This window comes from Nocardia sp. NPDC003726 (genome assembly GCF_053586955.1).
This window is the reverse complement of record NZ_JBSFNF010000004.1, coordinates 360,425-377,920: the sequence shown is the minus strand read 5'-3', so window position 1 is coordinate 377,920 and position 17,496 is coordinate 360,425. Positions and strand designations below refer to the sequence as shown.

Here is a 17,496-nt window from a genome sequence, read left to right as displayed (position 1 = left end):
TGCAGCCGTGCTACGGAGAAGGGCACGCATGAATCACCGACCTGCCGGAAGCGGGATGTCAGCACGCGCCGGGTGCCCGTTCTTGTCCACTTCGACCCGGTTGCTCCATGCGATCTGACCATTCGGGTCGAGCACGATCGCGCCACCCTCCTTGATTCGCTGATAAACCAATCGCTGTAGTTCCTCCGGTGAGGCATTCGGATTGTCGATGGCGATCTGCCGCCCGATCGCGTTGTTGTGTAGATCCATCGCCTCTCGCGTGGGGGGGTTCGCGCCGAGTCCTTCATGCGCGGCACCATAGTTTTCGGTCCACTCCGCGCCGTAACGCTGTGTCATGAGTGCATTCCAATACATGTGCCGGAACGCATCGCCGTGGCCGTCGTTGAGCGCGTTCTGGTCCGGATTGGCGTACGCCTTCTTGGCGGCGTCCTCGGCCTCTGCTTTTATTTCGAAGAAATCGGTGATCTCACCTATTCCAGTGGTTCCCGGCCGGGCGACCCGTGATGCGAGGAGCGCTATCTCTTCGGGCGTCATCAGGATGGGTTGGAAGTCCGGGCGGACGGCACGGATGCGATCGAGAACCAAACCGGAGGGCCACAGCGTGGCAGGCGCACTCGACGGGGCGGTCTGGAACTTGGTGAGGACCTCTACCAAGCGTGGGTCCTGAGGCATAGCGGTAACTCCGCGCTGGGTCTCTGGTGCGAGATCCTCTAGGAGTCGCTTGATTTTCTCCGCGCCCTCCAGATCGGTTTGCTGGATTGCCGTCAGCGCCGCACGGATCTGTGTGGTCAGGAAGAATTCGAGCCCTTCCTTCTCGACGAGGCCCGATGCACCGAATTTCATCAGGACCTCGGCATTGGACATCCTGGAGTCCACGCCACCGTCGTCTCTGACGAAGAAGTCGAACTTGGCGGACTCGGCTTCGGCCTTCTTGTCTTTGATTACGTCGGTGTAGCCGACGATCGCATCGATCTGAAGGTAGATTTGCTGCTGGATATCGATGAGAACCTGCTTCGTTCGCCGGGCATGGTCCCGGTCCTGAGCCGCTCTGTCGCGGGCGGAATCAGCGACCGATCCCTTGAAGTAGGTGTAGGACATATCGATGCGGGATGCCGCCTGATGCGTCTGTTCCTCGATCCGCAGCGCGGCGTCTTTGAACGCGTTCGCAACGGTGACCGTGGCACGTGGATCCCAGGACAGCACCGTCGACACGGTAAGAGGCGTCGTGTAGCTTCCACCGCTCATCGCTGGCCTGCCTCCCGAAGTGCGGTAGCCCAGGCCTGATCGCGGCTGAGGAATTCGACGACCGCAGTGTCCGTGACGTCCGCGAATCCGATCAATTGCTGTGCGTGGTAGGCCACCACGCGGTCGAGCGCCGTCGCGATCTGATCCACAGCGTCCGCGACCTGGGAGTCTCGCATGGTCTCGACGGCGACGACATCTCTGGACAGGGGCACCGACTGCCGTATCGCGTCGGCGTGCCCACGTACTGCCTCCGCCATCTCGCGCGTCTGGACCGGATCAAGTTCGAGCTCGCTCACCGTGCCCCCTCGAGGTCGTATTCCGGACAAGCGTACCGGCCGTAGGAGGGCATCGTGGCCGCGCCGGAGACCTGGTGTCGTCTCGCATGGAGGCGTCGACAGATCGGACAATCGGTTCGAAAAGCGTTGTCTTATCGCGAGCTCGGGATTGTGCCGGTGTGGCGTGCAATGAGTTCGAGGGAATAGGCGCGGGCGCGGACGCCGCGACCGAGGTGGTCGGGGCGGCGAGTCGGCGGGACTTGCCCCGCCGGACCGATGACAATGCTGCGCATGGCGGCCACGGTCAGCGGGTTGGGAAATCGGCGGGCGGAGCTGATCGACCGGGTGTCGCGGGGGGCGGCATTTCGGGGGGACATCGAGGGAATGCGGGCGGTGGCGGTGCTGGCCGTGGTGCTTTTCCATGCCGGTGTGCCGGGGATCGGTGGTGGATTTGTCGGCGTGGACGTATTTTTCGTGATTTCCGGTTTTCTGATCACGGGAATGCTGTATCGGGAAGCGGCGGCCGGTGGCACTGTCGGGCTCGTCCGGTTCTACGGCGCGCGGACGCGCAGGCTGCTGCCTGCCGCGGGTGTCGTGCTGGTCGCCACGGCGATCGGCGCGGCCGTGCTGTTGCCGCCGCTGCAGGCGCGCCAAGCGCTCGGCGACGGGATCGCGAGCGCGCTGTACGCCGGGAATTACCGATTCGCTCTGCAGGGCACCGACTATCTCGCCGCGGACGCGCCGCCCTCGCCGTTTCAGCACTTCTGGTCGCTCGGGGTGGAGGAGCAGTTCTACCTGATCTGGCCCGCGCTCGTGATCACGACGGCTTGGCTCGTGCGACGGCGCCACAGCGGTTCGGTCACCGCGCTGCCGTACCTGATCGTTCTCGGCGTCGTCGCCGTGCTGTCTTTCGCGGTCGCGCTGACCTGGACCCGCACCATGCCACCGTGGGCGTTCTTCGCGCTGCCCGCGCGCGCCTGGGAGCTGGCGGCTGGCGGCATGGTGGCGCTGTCGGCCGTTCTCTGGTCCCGATTGCCGAAGTCGGTGTCCGCCTGCGCGGGGTGGGCGGGAGCCGGATTGATCGTCGTGGCCTGCGTTCGGCTCGACGAGCGGACGCCGTATCCGGGGATCGCGGCGTTGCTGCCTGTGCTCGGCGCGGTCATGGTCATCGGAAGCGGCTGTGTGGCAACGCGGTTCGGTGTCGGTCGCGTGCTGGCGGTGTCCGAGATGCAGGCCGTCGGCAGGCTGTCCTACTCCTGGTATCTCTGGCACTGGCCGGTGCTGGTGCTGGCCCCGCACGCGCTCGGCCGCCCCCTCGGGCTGGTCGGTGCGCTCGGCGCGGTCGCGATGGCCGGTGGGCTCGCCGCGCTCACCCAGCGGTTGATCGAGAATCCGGTCCGCTTCGCCGCCCGCCTGCGCGCATCGGGCGGGCTCAGCCTCGCCTGCGGTGGTGTGAGCACCGCGCTGGCCATCGGTGTGGCGGCCGCGCTGCTCGTGCTGGTGCCCCCTCCGGTCGGGCGCGGCACGGCGGCGCAGAGCCTCACGCTGACGACACCGGCCGCGCCGGCCACTCCCGCCGCCGACCCCTACGACGCCGCGATCGAGCAGCTGACCACGCAGACCCGAGCGGCGGTCGCCGCCTCGGCGGAGGTCCGCGACGTCCCGTCGAATCTCACGCCGGCGCTTTCGAACGCGCGCGGCGACCGAGCGGAGGTGTTCGACAACGGTTGCTTCCGTTCTTGGACCGACGTGGGCCAGGGGGAGTGCGCCTCCGGTGATCCAGCCTCCGCCACCACGGTGGCTTTGGTCGGCGACTCCCACGCGGCGATGTGGCAACCGGCGTTCGAGGACATCGCCGTAGCGCGGCATTGGCGGCTGGAGACCATGGCGAAGGTCACCTGTCCGTTGCTCGATCTGCCCATCACCAGTCCCTATCTGGGTCGGAGGTACACCGAGTGCGAGCAGTGGCGCGGGCAGATCATGGCCAGGCTGCGGCACGAGCGGCCCCGGCTGGTCGTGGTGGGCATGTCGCGTCGCTACGGCGGCGACTTCGGCTTCACCACCTACGACCCGGCGTGGATCGACAGCGTGCGTCGCCTGGCCGCCCAGCTGCGCGAGCTGGGCTCGGCGGTCCTCGTCCTGGGCGGCGTCCCCGATCCCCATGCCACCGTGCCCGCGTGTGTGGCCGAACACATCGATGACGCCGCCGCGTGCGCGCCCACCCGTGCGGTCGCGGTCGACGACGCGGGCATCGCCGCCGAACGCGCGGGCGCCATCGAGGGCGGCGCGCAGTACGCCGATCTGACCTCGCTGTTCTGCACCACCGCCCGCTGTCCGGTCATCGTCGGGAACACCCTCGTCTACCGCGACGACAACCACATCACCAGCGGCTACGCCACGACGCTCGCGCCGGTCGTCGGCGCGCTCGTCGAGCGCGCGCTCGTACGCGGCTGAGCCGTCCCGCGCGGCCTGCGGGAACACATCGCGCCCTTCCGGCGTTACATGCGGTCGCTGCCGCAACCGCGTCTCGCGGGAAGGGCCGGTAACCTGCGGGGTTGTCGGTGGGGTCGGGGAGAATGGCGGGGAATCCAACTGAGGAGGGACTGTGAACGACGGTCCGCTGATCGTGCAGAGCGACAAAACGCTGCTGCTGGAGGTCGACCACGAGTCGGCCGATGCCGCTCGGCAGGCGATCGCGCCGTTCGCCGAACTGGAACGGGCGCCCGAGCACGTGCACACCTATCGGGTGACGCCGCTGGCGCTGTGGAACGCGCGCGCCGCTGGGCACGATGCCGAGCAGGTGGTGGACGCGCTGGTCAGCTTCTCCCGCTACGCTGTGCCGCAGCCGCTGCTGGTCGATGTGGTGGACACCATGGCCCGCTACGGCAGGTTGCAGCTGGTGAAGCATCCCGCGCACGGGTTGACGCTGGTCAGCCTGGATCGCGCGGTGCTGGAGGAGGTGCTGCGGCACAAGAAGATCGCGCCCATGCTCGGCGCGCGCATCGACGACGACACGGTGGTGGTGCACCCGTCCGAGCGCGGCCGGATCAAGCAGATGCTGCTGAAGATCGGCTGGCCCGCCGAGGACCTGGCCGGTTACGTCGACGGCGAGGCGCACCCGATCGAGCTCGACTACGCCACCGACGGCTGGCATCTGCGCGACTACCAGCAGATGGCCGCCGACTCGTTCTGGGCGGGCGGCTCCGGGGTGGTGGTGCTGCCCTGCGGCGCGGGCAAGACGATGGTCGGCGCGGCGGCGATGGCCAAGGCGAAGGCCACCACGCTGATCCTGGTCACCAACACGGTGGCGGGCAGGCAGTGGCGGCGCGAACTGCTCGCGCGCACCTCGCTCACCGAGGAGGAGATCGGCGAGTACTCCGGTGAGCGCAAGGAGATCCGCCCGGTCACCATCGCCACCTACCAGGTGATCACCCGGCGCACCAAAGGCGAGTACAAGCACCTGGAACTGTTCGACAGCCGCGACTGGGGGCTGGTCATCTACGACGAGGTACACCTGCTGCCCGCCCCGGTCTTCCGGATGACCGCCGATCTGCAGTCCCGCCGCAGGCTGGGGCTGACCGCCACGCTGGTGCGCGAGGACGGCCGCGAGGGCGACGTGTTCTCGCTGATCGGCCCGAAGCGCTACGACGCGCCGTGGAAGGACATCGAGGCCCAGGGGTGGATCGCCCCCGCCGACTGCATCGAGGTCAGGGTCACGCTGACCGACGCCGAGCGGATGGCCTACGCGACCGCGGAGCCGGAGGAGCGCTACAAGCTGTGCTCCACCGCGCACACCAAGATCGCCGTGGTCGAATCGATCCTGGCCCAGCACAAGGAGGCGCCGAGCCTGGTCATCGGCGCGTACCTGGAGCAGCTGGACGAACTCGGCGCCGCGCTCGACGCGCCCGTGATCCAGGGGTCGACGAAGACCAAGGAGCGGGAGGAACTGTTCGACGCTTTCCGGCGCGGCGAGATTCCGGTGCTCGTGGTGAGCAAGGTGGCGAACTTCTCCATCGATTTGCCGGAAGCGTCCGTCGCCGTCCAGGTTTCGGGTACCTTCGGCTCCCGACAGGAGGAGGCGCAGCGTCTCGGGCGGCTTCTGCGTCCGAAACACGACGGCGGGCAGGCACACTTCTACTCGGTCGTCGCGCGCGACACGTTGGACGCCGAATACGCCGCGCACCGTCAGCGTTTTCTCGCCGAACAGGGGTATGCCTACCGCATCACGGATGCCGACGACTTGCTCGGCCCCGCCATCGGATAAGCGGAGGCATAGCCTCCACAAACTGTGCTAGGAATGAGGGCGTGCGACGCTTCGAATTCGCGGTGGACCGCAAGCACGCCCACGCGGTGAACGAAGTCTTCGCCGACCTTCGCCGCCTGCGCCTGCTGGCGATCGCCGCCGCGGTGGTCGCGGCGGCCGGCACGGCGCTGCTGATCTGGCTTAACCATCCGTGGGCCTACCTGCTCGCGGTCGCCTTCGCGCTCGGCGCGGTGACGGCGCTGTGGGTGGCCCTGTGGACGCCGTGGCATTCCAGCATCGACAAGCTCTACGCGGACGGCGAGCTGGTGCCCGCGGTGGTCTCCGAGGCCCGCCCGTCGGGTGTCGTGCTGCTCGCCTTGGTCGACGTGTCCGCGCCGGACATGCGCGATCCGCGCTACGCCTTGGTGACCAGGAAGGTCCGCGACCTCCCCGGTCACGAGGCCAGGCTCGGGGAGCGGGTGCCTTCGGTCGCGGTGCGCACCGACCGCGCGCCGCGCCAGGTGGGGCAGCGCTGGCAATCGGTGAGCGCCATGCCGATCGCTTGGGGCACCACCGACGATTCCGTCATCGCCCGCGCCCGCGCCGCGATCAGCGAAGCCGAATGGCGGCTGCTCACCGACAATCTCGCGCTCGCCGAGAAGGTGCGGCGCACCACCGCGAAACGTCTGCTGCTCGATCCGCACCAGCTGCCGGGTGAACTCGGCTCCTGAAACCGGCTGCGTACACGGGATTATCGGTTGCGTCGTCGCCTAGACTCGAAGGATGGTTCCAGCGTCCAACCTGCTGGCATTCGTCGCCGCCGCGGTCGTCATCATCGTCGTGCCCGGTCCCGGCGTGTTGTTCACCGTCGGTCGCGCCCTCACGCTGGGCCGGCGCGCGGCCCTGCTCTCGGTGCTCGGGCACGCCATGGGCGTCTACGCCGCCCTGGTGCTGGTCGCGATCGGTCTCGGCGCCTTGCTCACCGCATCGGCGCTGGCGCTCACGGTGGTCAAGTTCGCAGGCGCGCTGTATCTGATGTACCTCGGGATCCAAGCGATCCGTCAGCGTTCGGCATTGCGCGAGGCGCTCGGCGCCGCGGTCGAACCGGCGCCCAGCACGCGCGTGTTGCGCCAGAGCGCCGTCGTCGGGCTCACCAATCCCAAGGCGATCGTCTTCTTCTCCGCGGTCCTGCCGCACTTCGCCGACCCGGCCTCCGGGTCGCTGTCGTGGCAGTTCCTGCTGCTCGGCACGATCTTCCTGGCCATCGCGCTGGTCTCCGACAGTGCGTGGGCACTGCTGGCCGCCTCGGCGAGGTCGTGGTTCGCCAAGTCGCCGCGCAGGCTGGAGGCGGTCGGCGGCGCGGGCGGGGTGATGATCTTCGGTGTCGGCGCGTCGGTGGCGCTGACCGGAAGCGGCGACTGAAGCCGCTACCATCCAGCGAAGCCGGTGCGCCGGTACCGGCAACAGGCGGGGTGGAAAGGGGTGGTTGTTCGTATGTGGTTGTCCGGCCGGGTGTGCGCCGCGATCGCGTGTGTCTTCGCCGCGGTGTCCTTGGCGCCCGCGCACGCGGATCCGCCCCCGGACCCGCTGGTCGGCGCGCCGGGTCTGGGCGATCCGTACTATCCGCTCGACGGCAACGGCGGCTACGACGTCCAGCACTACGACGTCGGCATCGACTACGACCCGCCCAGCCGGAAACTGGCCGGAACCACCACCATCACCGCACACGCCACCCAGGCCCTGCGCGCGTTCAATCTCGATTTCGCGGGGCCGGAAGTGCGCGAGGTGTCGGTGAACGGACTGCCCGCCGGTTTCGACCGCAACGGCGAGCACGAACTGACCGTGACGCCGTCGCTGCCGCTGCTGCCCGGCCTGCCGTTCACTGTCACCGTCGACTACGCGGGCACCGCGCTGGACACCGAGGGCGAAGGGTGGACCTTCGCGCCCAGCGGCGGCGCGTTCGTCGCCGGTGAACCGCACTCGGCGACCACGTGGTACCCGCTCAACGACACACCGCTGGACAAAGCCACCTTCGGTCTGACCGCCACCGTTCCCGCGGAGTGGGAGGTGGTCTCCAACGGCGTGCGCATCGAGGACGTGGTCCGCGGCGACAAGCGGACGGTCCGCTGGGCCAACGCCAGGCCCGTGGTCGGCTACCTGACCACGGTCGCGATCGACAAGTTCGACTACCTCGAGCAGCGCAGGGCCAACGGCGTTCCGCTGCTCAGCGCGTTCGCGCCGAATGTGCAGCCGCGCCAGCGCGAGCTGGAGCAGCGCGTGCCGGAGATCCTCGACTTCGCCGAAAAGCTCTACGGCCCTTACCCCTTCGAGGCCGCGGGCGGCATCCACCTGGACGCGGGCATCACGTTCTCGCTGGAGACCCAGACCCGCCCGCTCTACGCGCCGGAGATAGATCTGCAGGTCGTCGTGCACGAGCTCGCGCACCAGTGGTGGGGCGACTGGGTGTCGATTCGCCAGTGGTCGGACATCTGCCTCAACGAGTGCTTCGCCAGCTATACCGCCGACTACCTGTGGCCGGAGCGGATGGAGGGCGAGAACGTAGACGACCAGTACCGCGAGACCATCCGCAAGTACCGCGACAGCGAGAAGTACTGGAACATCCCGCTGGAGAACCCCGGCGTCGGCAAGGAGTTCACCTCCGTCTACTACCGCGGCCCACTGTTCCTGCACGCGCTGCGCAGGCAGATCGGCGACGAAGTGTTCTTCACGGCGGTGCGCGACTTCCTCGCCGCGCACGCCTACGGCAACGCCTCGATGCCGGAGTTCCGCGCTTTCGTGCAGTCCAGATCGCCTATGGACCTGACCGGCTTCTTCCACGCGTGGCTGAACACCACCGCGCCGCCGCCGGAGGAGTACCTGTTCCCCGGCACTCTGCGCAGCTGACCCGTCAGCCGTTTCCGGCGCGCTGCCGTGCCTTCGTCAGCCTGCGCTCGGCTCGCTCCACCTGACGGCGCGCGGCCTGCAGTTCGTCCTTGGCCGATCGCTCGGCCGACTTGCGGAACTGCCGCTGCTGTTCGGCGTGGTCGAGTTCCTCGCGCAACGTGGCGACGCGTTCCTCGGCCGCGGACAATTCTCCGGTGGCTTCCGCGAGCGCGGCTTGTGCCGAATCCGCTTCGGAGCGAGCGGTTTCGAGTGCTTCCTCGGCGTCGGCCAGTTCGCGGCGCGCGCTGTCGTCCTGCTGCTCGCGCGCGGCCGCTCGTCCGCGCGGCGCGGCCGGTTCCGGCACCGCGAGCAGATCCGGTCCGCTCGGTCCGAAGCCCTCGTAGCTGGCGGCCGTGGCGAGCGTTCCGGCGCGCAGCCGATCGGCGACCTCCGGGTCGGCGAGTGCCGCCGTCAAGGTCTGGCCGATCTCCCGCACGACGTTCTCGCCGACCGGATGCCCGTGTTCGGCGGCGAGCGCGCCCGCCTTCTTGGCGAGGGCGTTGACCAGTTGCTGGCGCTGCGCGGTCAGGTCGCGCAACTGTTCGGCGGAAAGCTTCCGCTGCGCCGCGGCCAGTGCCGCGGCGAGCCGGAGCAAGGCGTCCACGTCGTCGGGCGCCGCCCTGGACAGCAGGTTCGCCGCCCATGCGGTCATGGTGGGTTTGCGCAGCTTGCCGATGGCGGCCGCGAGCTGCTTGTCGCCCGCCTGCTTCGCGGCGGCCGCCCGGTCGGCGCGGGCCGCGACGAACTCCGCGGGCATCAGCCCGTACAAGTCGCGCGCGACGTCATCGACCGCCATACTGCCCTAGCGTAACGACCCGGTCTCGGGCGACGACACACTCCGCATACCGGACAAGAGTCCAGTTGCACGGAATACGCGAAAGGCGTTGCTAGTGAATTACTCTGCGTTCTTCTTGCTCGGCCGTCTGCTCCCCAGCATCCTCGGTTACGCGCTCATGGGGCTGTACGGCACGCACAGCTACTAGCGCGCCCTGCGAGGTCGCCCGGCGGGCTGATGCGGCCGCTCAGGTCGTGCGGGTATCCTCACCGCGTTCACGAGCCCGTGAACGTGTTCGGTGAGAGAGGTTTTCAGGTGAAGTTTCCAGGAACGAGGCTGCTGGCACGGCTCGTGCTCGCCCTCGTCGCGGTGGCCGCGGTGGTGGTCGCGGTGGCCGGCTGTTCGATGATCGAGGACGCGGGCAAGTCGGACACCGCCAAGGCCGGGGTCGGTGACTGCATCAACGTCATCGAGGGCTCCGCGGTCGATTCCAAGACCGAGCCGGTCGACTGCTCGTCGGACAAGGCCGTGTACAAGGTCGCGCAGTCCTACGACAAGAAGACCGACTGCGCCGCCGACTACACCTCCTACGAGGAGACGCTGGCCGGCGGCACCACCGCCTTCCTGTGCCTGGCGCCGAACTTCAAGGAAGGCAGCTGCTACAACGAGAGCAGCACCACCGGATACAAGCACGTCGACTGCTCTTCCCCGGAAGCCACCTTCAAGGTGCTGAAGCGGATCGATGGCAAGGCCGACGAATTGCTGTGCGATCAGGACGCCGACGGCTTCCGCCTCATCGAATCGGACCCCAAGGTCACCTTCTGCACGGCCAAGCCGAAGGGCTGATCATTCCAGCAGGGCGACCGACGCGATCCGGTGCAGCGTGAAGTGCCGGACCGCGCCGGTGACCGGGTCGAGCGCGTCGAGCTGCCCGTTGCCCACCTTCAACGGCTCGACCACCCGCTGGGTGGCGACGCCGCGAGCGTCGACGTAGCCGATGTTCACCGACCGCCGCACCCGCGCCGCGAGCTGCAGCAGGGCGAGGGTGGCGGCGGTATTGGTCCTGGTGCCGTCCGGGCGCACCGCCTGACCGGATCGGGCGCTGGCGGCGCGTTCGCCCGCCCGCAGTTCGGTGACGAGCATTTCGAGCTGTTCGGTGCTCGGCGGTGTCGGCCGATACGGCTGCCGCGCGGCGGGCCGCACCGAGATCCGCGCTCCCCGCGGTCGCAGATCGACGATCGCGCCGGTCGAGTCCTCACCCGCGGGCGCGAAACCGGCCGCGCGCAGCTGCTCGAGCAGTTCACCCAGCGGAGCTTGGGCGATGGCGACGGTCGGCGCGATGGATCGCAGCGCCAGCGCGCTCGCCACCGGCGCGGACAGCACTTGGGCCAGCAGCGCCGGGTCGTCACTGCGGATGAACGACTGCGCCATGCCCGCGCGCAACTGGCCGTGGCGCCGGGCCACGTCGTCGATCAGATAGGTCAGCGCCTGCGGGATCGGCGTGCGGGAATGCGCGGCGAACAGCGCGTGCAGTTCGGCCGCCGTCAGCCCGGCGTCGAGGGCGCGCTGCACCGAGGACTCCCCGATCCGGTACACCGTTGCCGCGCCCGCGGATTCGACGTCGGCGACGAGGGCCACGCGACGCTGGAGGTCGGTGGTCAACGGGCCTGGCGCGATCACCGTGAGGTCCGCCTGCACCAGCACGTGGTCCACCGGCTCCGGCAGCGCCGCCTCCATTTCGGCCTCGGCGTCGGCCACGCTGGTCGGCGCCGCGTGCAGCAGCGCCCGCGCCGCCGAGCCGAGCGCGCCGCGGCCGATCAGCCCGAGCGCCGCCGCCTCCGCCAACGTCTGTTCCACCACCTCCGGCCGGAAGTTCCTGCGCCTGCGCGGCTGCCGCCAGGCCAGTAGGCGGCCGATATCCGCCGCGGCCAGCGCCGTGCCGGACGGGTATTCCGCGAGGAGGGCGAGGATCGCGCGCCGGTCGCGCGGCGCGGTCGGGGTGCGCAGTTCCAGGGACAGAGCGGCCAGCGGCTTGTCGTTGGCATCGCGCATGCCGATCATCCACGGCATCCGGTCCAGATCCAGCCAGGTGAGTCCGAGGGTGGCCCAGCGCCGGGCGGGCGGCGCTTCCAGCCAGGCGTCCACCAGTGGTGTCGGCGCCCAGAAGTCGTCGGTCGTCTCGAAGTCGGGCGGCGGGTCCGGCAAACCCTTCTCGATCAATTTCGCGCCCGCCAGCAGCTCGACCAGCAAACCCGCGCGCTGCTCGTCGACACCGGCCTGCTTGGCGACGCGGCGCAGCTCGCGCACGCCCAGGCCGCCCGCGCGCAAGGCGGGAGCCGGGGCCTGGCCCAGTACCTCGAGCACGGCCGCGCAGTGCCGCAGCAGCTCGCCCACCTCGCCCGCCGCCACCGCGTTCACCTCGGCGGGCGTTTGTTTCGTGGTCTCGGGTCGCGGCGGCGTCAGAGCGTGCGGGTGGGTGACCGGTTCCCGCCGCAGCACCTGGCCGACGGTGACCGGAAGCTCGACGGTCTCGTCATCGATCCAGTGCAACAGCCTGCGCGCCAGCAGGCGCTGGATCGGCCGGTCGGCCGGAGTGCCCGGTGCGGCGTCCTTGGTGCGGCCACGCGGCCCGGTCGCGGCCAGTTTGTCCAGCAGGGATCGTTCGGCCGACGAGAGCTCGGGCAGCGCCGCGACCACTTCGGGTTCGGTGAGCGCGTCGGGGATCTCGGTCGCGGCGCCGATCGGCCACGGCAATGCCTCGGCGGCCGCCGGAATCAGGTGCAGTCCCTGCTCGGCGTCGATCCAGACCAGCGCGCGAGCGGTCAGCCGTTCCAGTGCCTCGTCGATCGCGGCGGCCCGCACCCGTTCGCTCAATTGCACATGCAAATCCGCGGGGCGCAGCGGGCCGCCGTCGGGCCGCGTCACCCCGTGCCTGGCAAGGGTTTCCACGAGGGCGAATTCGAGGGTGTTCAAGTCCTCCGTGGCGCGCAGCACGGACGCGCGCTGCTCGACGCGGGCGGCGAGCACGGCCATGGTGGACGGCAGCGGCACGGCCAGGTCTGGCCGAAGCTGCAGCAGCGTCACGAGCTGGGCATCACTGCGGGCGCCGAGCCATCCGGCAAGGGAGTCGGTCGCGGTCATCCGATCCAGCCTACGATGCTGGGCGATCGCCCGCCGACGTCCGGAGGTACGGGCTGCGGCGCATCCGAGCGCAGCGGCCGGGCTAGCATGGGGCCGTGGTGAACAAATCGAAGAAATCCTATGTCGACAACGGCTGGCCGAAGGTCGCCGACGGTGACCACGCGGTCACCGAACTCTCTTCGGCCCGCTCCGGTGGCCTCTCGCCTTACGGCGAGGACACCGAGTTCCCGGTTCCGGCTGAGCAGTTGCCCTACATGCACCCGAACACGGTGATCAACCGCTGAGCGCGCGACCGGAACGTTCTCGGCTACGAAGAAGGGCCCCGCATCCACGTTGATGCGGGGCCCTTCTTGCGAAGCGTTCCGGGTCAGGAGGGCAACAGGCCCTTGTTCGCCTCGTAGAAGTTCACGATCGCGGGGTCGAGGGTGACTCCGCTGGACTTGGCGGCGTTGAAGAAATCGAGCGCTTCCTTGGGCACCTGGACGCCCTGGCTCTGCACGACCTCGAGGGCGCGGTCGACGGCCGAGAAGATCTGCTGCGTGTCCGCCGGCGCGGCCTGGGCGGGCTGCGGCGCGGGGTTCCAGCGCGGGGTCTCGGCGGTGGCGGGCGCGGAGCGCGGGGTGGGCGCGCTGCTCAGGCCCAGCTTCGAGGAGCAGGAGGGCCAAGCGCCCCAACCCTGCGAGGCGAGCACCTTCTCGGCGACCGCGATCTGCTGTTCGCGGGTGGCCTGGTTGGCGCTGGCGGCGTATTCCTGGCCGCCGTGGGCGCGCCAGGTGCTGGGCGAGAACTGCAGCCCGCCCTGGAAACCGTTGCCCGTGTTGATGCCCCAGTTGCCGCCGGCCTCGCACTGAGCGAGTCGATCCCAGTCGGAGTCGGGTGCCGCGCTGGCGTTGCCTGCGAAGGCCACACCGGCGGTGCCGATGATGGCCCCGGTGACGGCAACCTTGGCTACCGTGCGTCCGGTCGAGCTTGGCTTGCGATGGCGTCCACTCATATCGGGTTCGTCTTCCTCTCGACGCACCTGCGACGTCTTCGGTTCTGGTTCGGACTGAGAGGTCGTCCGTTCCGCCCTCGCCCCTACGTTTCCGTCGGGGGTCCGGTACCCGCGGGGCGAGGCTCGGTGCGGCGGGCCGGTGGTCGCCGGGTGTGCCCCGGCTGGATAAGACGGTACGACGAACCGCGGGAAAAATCACTATTTGGTAACCGGCGTGTACCAATGGGTCTCGGCGCGGTATCGGTGCGAAAAATGGGGCTTCGCGCAGCTAGAGACGCTGCGGTCGGGTCCGCCACCGGTCGTCATCACTCCGTGACCTACTCGTAATGTGACGAGGATCACACACTGGCGTGGGTAACGATCGCGCGGGGTAACCGGTTCGTGGTCGGATCGGCGGTCGGCTCTCCGGGTCAGCGCGACCGCCGGCCGGAGCGCAGGGCGAACACGAGCGCGAGCACGAAGCCGAGCGGTGCGAGCATCGCCCCGAAGTAGAGCCACAGTCCCGGCTCCGCGTCGGTCAGCAAAGGGATCGTGAAGATGGCGATGATTGCCAGCAATCCCAGCGCGAACACCGAGAGCGCGAGCCGCAGCAACCAGTCGCCGCGCCGCCGCTCAGCGTCGCCGGGCGGGGTGGGAGTGGAAGGGTTCGTCACGGATCGACGGTAAAACTGATGTGCTTGCGTTATTCGCACCGGGGTAGACTCGATGGCAATCGCGTCCTGCAATCCTGCTGGGCGCGTTCTTTTCGCACAGGAAAAGAGCCGGTCGCGCGACCGGCTCGGCAGACGGATGTGCTCGGGCCGTAGGGGTCCGAGTTTTCGATGATGAACGGGTGAGCGCAGTGCCGACCGGCAGGGTGAAGTGGTACGACGTCGAAAAGGGCTTCGGCTTCCTTTCCCAGGACGAGGGTGAGGACGTCTACGTCCGCTCGTCCGCGCTGCCCCAGGGCGTCGAGGGCCTCAAGCCCGGCCAGCGCGTGGAATTCGGTATGGCCGCAGGCCGTCGCGGGCCACAGGCGCTGAGCCTCAAGCTGCTCGAGGCGCCGCCGTCGGTGCGGCAGGGCCAGGAACGCAACGCGCGCAAGGAACCTGCCGCGCGTAGGCACACGCCCGACGAACTGCACGGCATGGTCGAGGACATGATCACCTTGCTCGAGGCGAAGGTGCAGCCGGATCTGCGTAAGGGCAAGTATCCGGATCGCAAGACGGCGCAACGCATCTCGGAGGTCGTCCGCGCGGTGGCTCGCGAACTGGACCGCTGATTCCGCTCGGTGCCGCTTCCTTCGAGGCGGCCGTCGAGCTGCCGGTGGAACCGGTTCGAGGTCTGTTCGCCTCGACTGAGCTGAGCGTGGCCCCGTGCCTGCGCCGCGTGTCACCACGCGCGCCGGCACCCGCGAGGTCCACGAAAAGCGGTGCGCTCGGACTTGTCAAGCCGTGCTGATCGACCAGGTGGCGTGCGGCACGTAGAACTCACGGCCCGTTTCGTCGCGGGCCAGGATCGGCAGCTGGAACTCGACGCCGATGAGGCGCAGGTCCGGTTCCGGTTTCGAATCGATGGTGAGGGCGAAAGCCCGGTCCGGGTAGTCGTTACGGCTGATCACCTGGTCGACTTTTTCGCCGTTCGGCAAAAGGTAGACCAGTTGTGCGAGCCACGGCGCGTCGGCGACCTTCTTCGGAAGCGACAGCTGCAGTGGGTAACCGGCGGGGACTTCCAGTTCGACGGTGCGGCCACGGTGGCAGTCCGGTGTGTCCTGGCCGCAGTTCAGCGTCGCGAATACCGTGCCGGGAACGTTGTCTTCGGGCAGGATGCTGCAATCCTGCATGGTCACCGAGCAGTAGCTGAACGGTCGCACGGTGACCGTCTTCCCGTGCGCGTACGCGGTGAGCGTGACGTCGGGCTTCTCGGCGTCGCGGACCAGCACCGCGAGCGCGCCAGCGAAGGCGGCGGTGAGCACGAGCAGTGCGGCCGCGACCAGCGCGGCGATCGTGCGTGCGTTGAGCTTGCTCACCAGATCGGGTCTCCTTGCCCTCGTCGAAAGCGTGTGGTGTCGCCGCCGCGCGGCGCCGGATCCTCTGCCCGTGGCGCGTTCGCCGGATATCCGTGCGGCCGCGTCGTCGGCACTTCTTGTTCCGCGTGCTGGGGACGGTTGCCGCCGAGGCCCGGCAGCAGCGAATGACCTCGGAAGCTGAGGAAAGTCTGCACCAAGCCGAGCACGAGGATCACGGTGACCACCGCGAAGCCCTTCCAATAGTCGGTCGGCAGCAGCACACCGGCCGCCCCGCCGACGACCCAGCTCAGCTGGAGCACGGTCTCCGACCGCCCGAAGCCGGAGGCGATCGACTCCGGCGGCAGGTCGTCCTGGATCGAGGCGTCCAGCGACACCTTGGCCAGCGCGCTCGTCCCCGCCGCGACCAGGGCGGCGGCTGCCGCGCCGAGCAGGTTGTCCGCGAACGTCGCGAACAGTGACACCAGCGCGCACGCCGCCGTGCAGCCGAGCACGATCAGCGATGGCCTGCCCAGTTTCAGCCGGGCGCCCGTCGCGTTGCCCGCGAAATTGCCGACGGCCGCGGCCGCGCCGACCGCGCCGAGCATGAGGGCCTGCTGCACCGGCCGGTGCTCGGTCGCCTTGGCGACGAACGCGACGTAGAAGGTGAGGAACCCGGTCAGCACCCGGATGGCGCTGTTGCCCCACAGGCCGGTCACCACGGCGCGGCCGAGCGGTTGCCTGCGTTTGCGCGGCGGGACCGACGACTCCGCGCCGGAGGAGAGCACCTCGGTGCGCGCGTCGGCGCCGTGATAGCTCAGCGTCGCGGGGACCTCGCCCTCGGTCACCTCCACCCAGGAAGGGATGCGCAGGCTCAGATACGCCCCCGCGCAGGCGATCAGCGCCGCGAAGACCAGCGCGCCGTTGGAGTCCGCGATCGCCGCGGCCAGGCCGGCCAGCGCTCCGGCGCCCATGGTGCCGCCGACCAGCCCGAACACCGTGAGGCGGGAGTTGGTGCGGACCAGATCGATGTCCGGCGGCAGCACCCGTGGCGTGACCGCGCTCTTCAGCACGGAGAACGATTTGCTGCCGATCATCATGCACAGCGCGAGCGGATACAGCGCCCAGGTGTCGAATTGGAAGATCAGCACCACCGCGACCACCGCGCGCACCGCGAACGACGTCGCAAGCGCCAAGCGGCGACCGCGCTGCAGCCGATCGAGCAGCGGCCCGATCAGCGGGGCGATCACCGCGAACGGCGCGATCGTGATCAGCAGATAGAGCGCCACTTTCGTCTTGCTCTCCGCGGTCGCGCTGGCGAAGAACAAGGTGTTGGCCAGCGCCACCGCGATGGCGGCGTCCAAGGCGAAGTTCGCCATGGTGGCGTAGGTGAGCGCCGTGAGGCCGGACTTGTCCGCGCCGTCGGCCTTGGCCGCGCGCTGGAAGGTCGCGATGCCCTTTTCGGTGAGTTCCCTGCCGCGCATCGCGGCCACGCGGGTGACCGTGAGTTTGCGCGGCATCCGCCGTTCGCCGGGGGGCTCGGAATTCGCCGGCTGCTCGGCGTCGGGGCCGACAGGCAACGGCTTGGTCGGCGGGGGTTGCGCGGGCGGTGGCGCGTCGCGTCGCGGGCTCGGCGGCGGTCCCGGCTGGTCGTAACGCTCGGCGGCGCGTCCGGCTCCCGGGCCGAGCGGTGGCAGCGGCCTGCGGCGCCGCGGCGCGTTGGGTGGCGGGTACCGATCGAAACCGGGATGCCGATCGAACGGCGGGACCTCCTCGCCTTCCCACCGATCACGGCCGGGACCGGAAGGTTCGCGGGGAGTAGTCACGACTCCAATTCTGGCGCACTCCCGGGCCGGGCGTTCACGCGCGCTCCGTGGTGGCGGCGGAAAGTGATCG

16 protein-coding genes are annotated in these 17,496 nt (G+C 69.2%); 8 read left to right on the top strand and 8 right to left on the bottom strand.

Annotated elements, in window-relative coordinates:
• Positions 1-33: 33 nt before the first annotated feature.
• Positions 34-1,203: a DUF6973 domain-containing protein gene (locus ACWDMM_RS08100; protein ID WP_195078221.1), complete on the bottom strand. Its 1,170-nt coding sequence runs from the start codon at positions 1,201-1,203 to the stop codon at positions 34-36.
• Between the two features lie 38 nt (positions 1,204-1,241).
• Positions 1,242-1,541, bottom strand: coding sequence for a hypothetical protein (locus tag ACWDMM_RS08095; protein ID WP_195078222.1), 300 nt, complete (start codon positions 1,539-1,541; stop codon positions 1,242-1,244).
• 363 nt (positions 1,542-1,904) lie between these two features.
• Between ACWDMM_RS08095 and ACWDMM_RS08090 the strand changes: the two genes are divergently transcribed.
• The 5 genes from ACWDMM_RS08090 (at position 1,905) to ACWDMM_RS08070 (ending at position 8,667) form a co-directional block, all read left to right on the top strand.
• Complete coding sequence (locus ACWDMM_RS08090) at positions 1,905-3,974, top strand: acyltransferase family protein (protein WP_449936668.1); 2,070 nt, start codon at positions 1,905-1,907, stop codon at positions 3,972-3,974.
• 151 nt (positions 3,975-4,125) lie between these two features.
• Positions 4,126-5,784 (top strand): DNA repair helicase XPB, encoded by a 1,659-nt coding sequence (locus tag ACWDMM_RS08085; protein ID WP_357112756.1) that lies wholly within the window; start codon positions 4,126-4,128, stop codon positions 5,782-5,784.
• A gap of 41 nt (positions 5,785-5,825) precedes the next feature.
• Positions 5,826-6,494: a DUF3239 domain-containing protein gene (locus tag ACWDMM_RS08080; protein ID WP_195078225.1), complete on the top strand. Its 669-nt coding sequence runs from the start codon at positions 5,826-5,828 to the stop codon at positions 6,492-6,494.
• A 52-nt stretch (positions 6,495-6,546) separates the two neighbouring features.
• On the top strand, positions 6,547-7,185 hold the full coding sequence (locus tag ACWDMM_RS08075) for a LysE family translocator (RefSeq protein ID WP_357112760.1): 639 nt from the start codon (positions 6,547-6,549) through the stop codon (positions 7,183-7,185).
• Between the two features lie 60 nt (positions 7,186-7,245).
• Positions 7,246-8,667 carry a M1 family metallopeptidase gene (locus ACWDMM_RS08070; RefSeq protein WP_449936649.1) on the top strand — a complete coding sequence of 474 codons (1,422 nt, stop codon included), beginning with the start codon at positions 7,246-7,248 and terminating at the stop codon, positions 8,665-8,667.
• Between the two features lie 4 nt (positions 8,668-8,671).
• Here the strand turns inward: ACWDMM_RS08070 and ACWDMM_RS08065 are convergent, their stop codons facing one another.
• Positions 8,672-9,502, bottom strand: a complete 831-nt coding sequence (locus ACWDMM_RS08065) for a hypothetical protein (RefSeq protein WP_195078227.1) — start codon at positions 9,500-9,502, stop codon at positions 8,672-8,674.
• 294 nt (positions 9,503-9,796) lie between these two features.
• Between ACWDMM_RS08065 and ACWDMM_RS08060 the strand changes: the two genes are divergently transcribed.
• Complete coding sequence (locus tag ACWDMM_RS08060) at positions 9,797-10,327, top strand: LppU/SCO3897 family protein (RefSeq protein ID WP_195078228.1); 531 nt, start codon at positions 9,797-9,799, stop codon at positions 10,325-10,327.
• On the opposite strand, the gene ACWDMM_RS08055 is transcribed toward ACWDMM_RS08060, so the two are convergent.
• Positions 10,328-12,622, bottom strand: a complete 2,295-nt coding sequence (locus ACWDMM_RS08055) for a helicase-associated domain-containing protein (protein ID WP_449936647.1) — start codon at positions 12,620-12,622, stop codon at positions 10,328-10,330.
• Positions 12,623-12,717: 95 nt separating this feature from the next.
• Here ACWDMM_RS08055 and ACWDMM_RS08050 point away from each other — a divergent pair, with 95 nt between their 5' ends.
• Positions 12,718-12,906 (top strand): hypothetical protein, encoded by a 189-nt coding sequence (locus ACWDMM_RS08050; protein WP_039795086.1) that lies wholly within the window; start codon positions 12,718-12,720, stop codon positions 12,904-12,906.
• Between the two features lie 83 nt (positions 12,907-12,989).
• Here the strand turns inward: ACWDMM_RS08050 and ACWDMM_RS08045 are convergent, their stop codons facing one another.
• Both ACWDMM_RS08045 and ACWDMM_RS08040 read right to left on the bottom strand, forming a co-directional pair.
• Complete coding sequence (locus ACWDMM_RS08045) at positions 12,990-13,616, bottom strand: resuscitation-promoting factor Rpf1 domain-containing protein (protein ID WP_195078230.1); 627 nt, start codon at positions 13,614-13,616, stop codon at positions 12,990-12,992.
• 410 nt (positions 13,617-14,026) lie between these two features.
• Positions 14,027-14,269, bottom strand: coding sequence for a hypothetical protein (locus ACWDMM_RS08040; protein ID WP_357206549.1), 243 nt, complete (start codon positions 14,267-14,269; stop codon positions 14,027-14,029).
• 188 nt (positions 14,270-14,457) lie between these two features.
• Between ACWDMM_RS08040 and ACWDMM_RS08035 the strand changes: the two genes are divergently transcribed.
• The gene (locus ACWDMM_RS08035) at positions 14,458-14,877 is read left to right on the top strand and encodes a cold-shock protein (RefSeq protein ID WP_063023190.1); all 420 of its coding nucleotides are present in this window, start codon (positions 14,458-14,460) and stop codon (positions 14,875-14,877) included.
• 165 nt (positions 14,878-15,042) lie between these two features.
• On the opposite strand, the gene ACWDMM_RS08030 is transcribed toward ACWDMM_RS08035, so the two are convergent.
• A complete protein-coding gene (locus ACWDMM_RS08030) occupies positions 15,043-15,624 on the bottom strand; it encodes a DUF2771 domain-containing protein (protein ID WP_195078231.1) in 582 nt (193 codons plus the stop codon).
• Positions 15,621-17,426, bottom strand: a complete 1,806-nt coding sequence (locus ACWDMM_RS08025) for an MFS transporter (RefSeq protein WP_357112768.1) — start codon at positions 17,424-17,426, stop codon at positions 15,621-15,623. Before ACWDMM_RS08025 ends, ACWDMM_RS08030 begins: the two co-directional genes overlap by 4 nt.
• Positions 17,427-17,496: the final 70 nt, after the last annotated feature.

Excerpts from the sequence above, each read along its gene's own strand:
- ACWDMM_RS08090 (WP_449936668.1), top strand. The coding sequence starts at position 1,905 with ATGCGGGCGGTGGCGGTGCTGGCCGTGGTGCTTTTCCATGCCGGTGTG.
- ACWDMM_RS08075 (WP_357112760.1), top strand. The coding sequence starts at position 6,547 with ATGGTTCCAGCGTCCAACCTGCTGGCATTCGTCGCCGCCGCGGTCGTC.
- ACWDMM_RS08065 (WP_195078227.1), bottom strand. The coding sequence starts at position 9,502 with ATGGCGGTCGATGACGTCGCGCGCGACTTGTACGGGCTGATGCCCGCG.
- ACWDMM_RS08055 (WP_449936647.1), bottom strand. The coding sequence starts at position 12,622 with ATGACCGCGACCGACTCCCTTGCCGGATGGCTCGGCGCCCGCAGTGAT.
- ACWDMM_RS08045 (WP_195078230.1), bottom strand. The coding sequence starts at position 13,616 with ATGAGTGGACGCCATCGCAAGCCAAGCTCGACCGGACGCACGGTAGCC.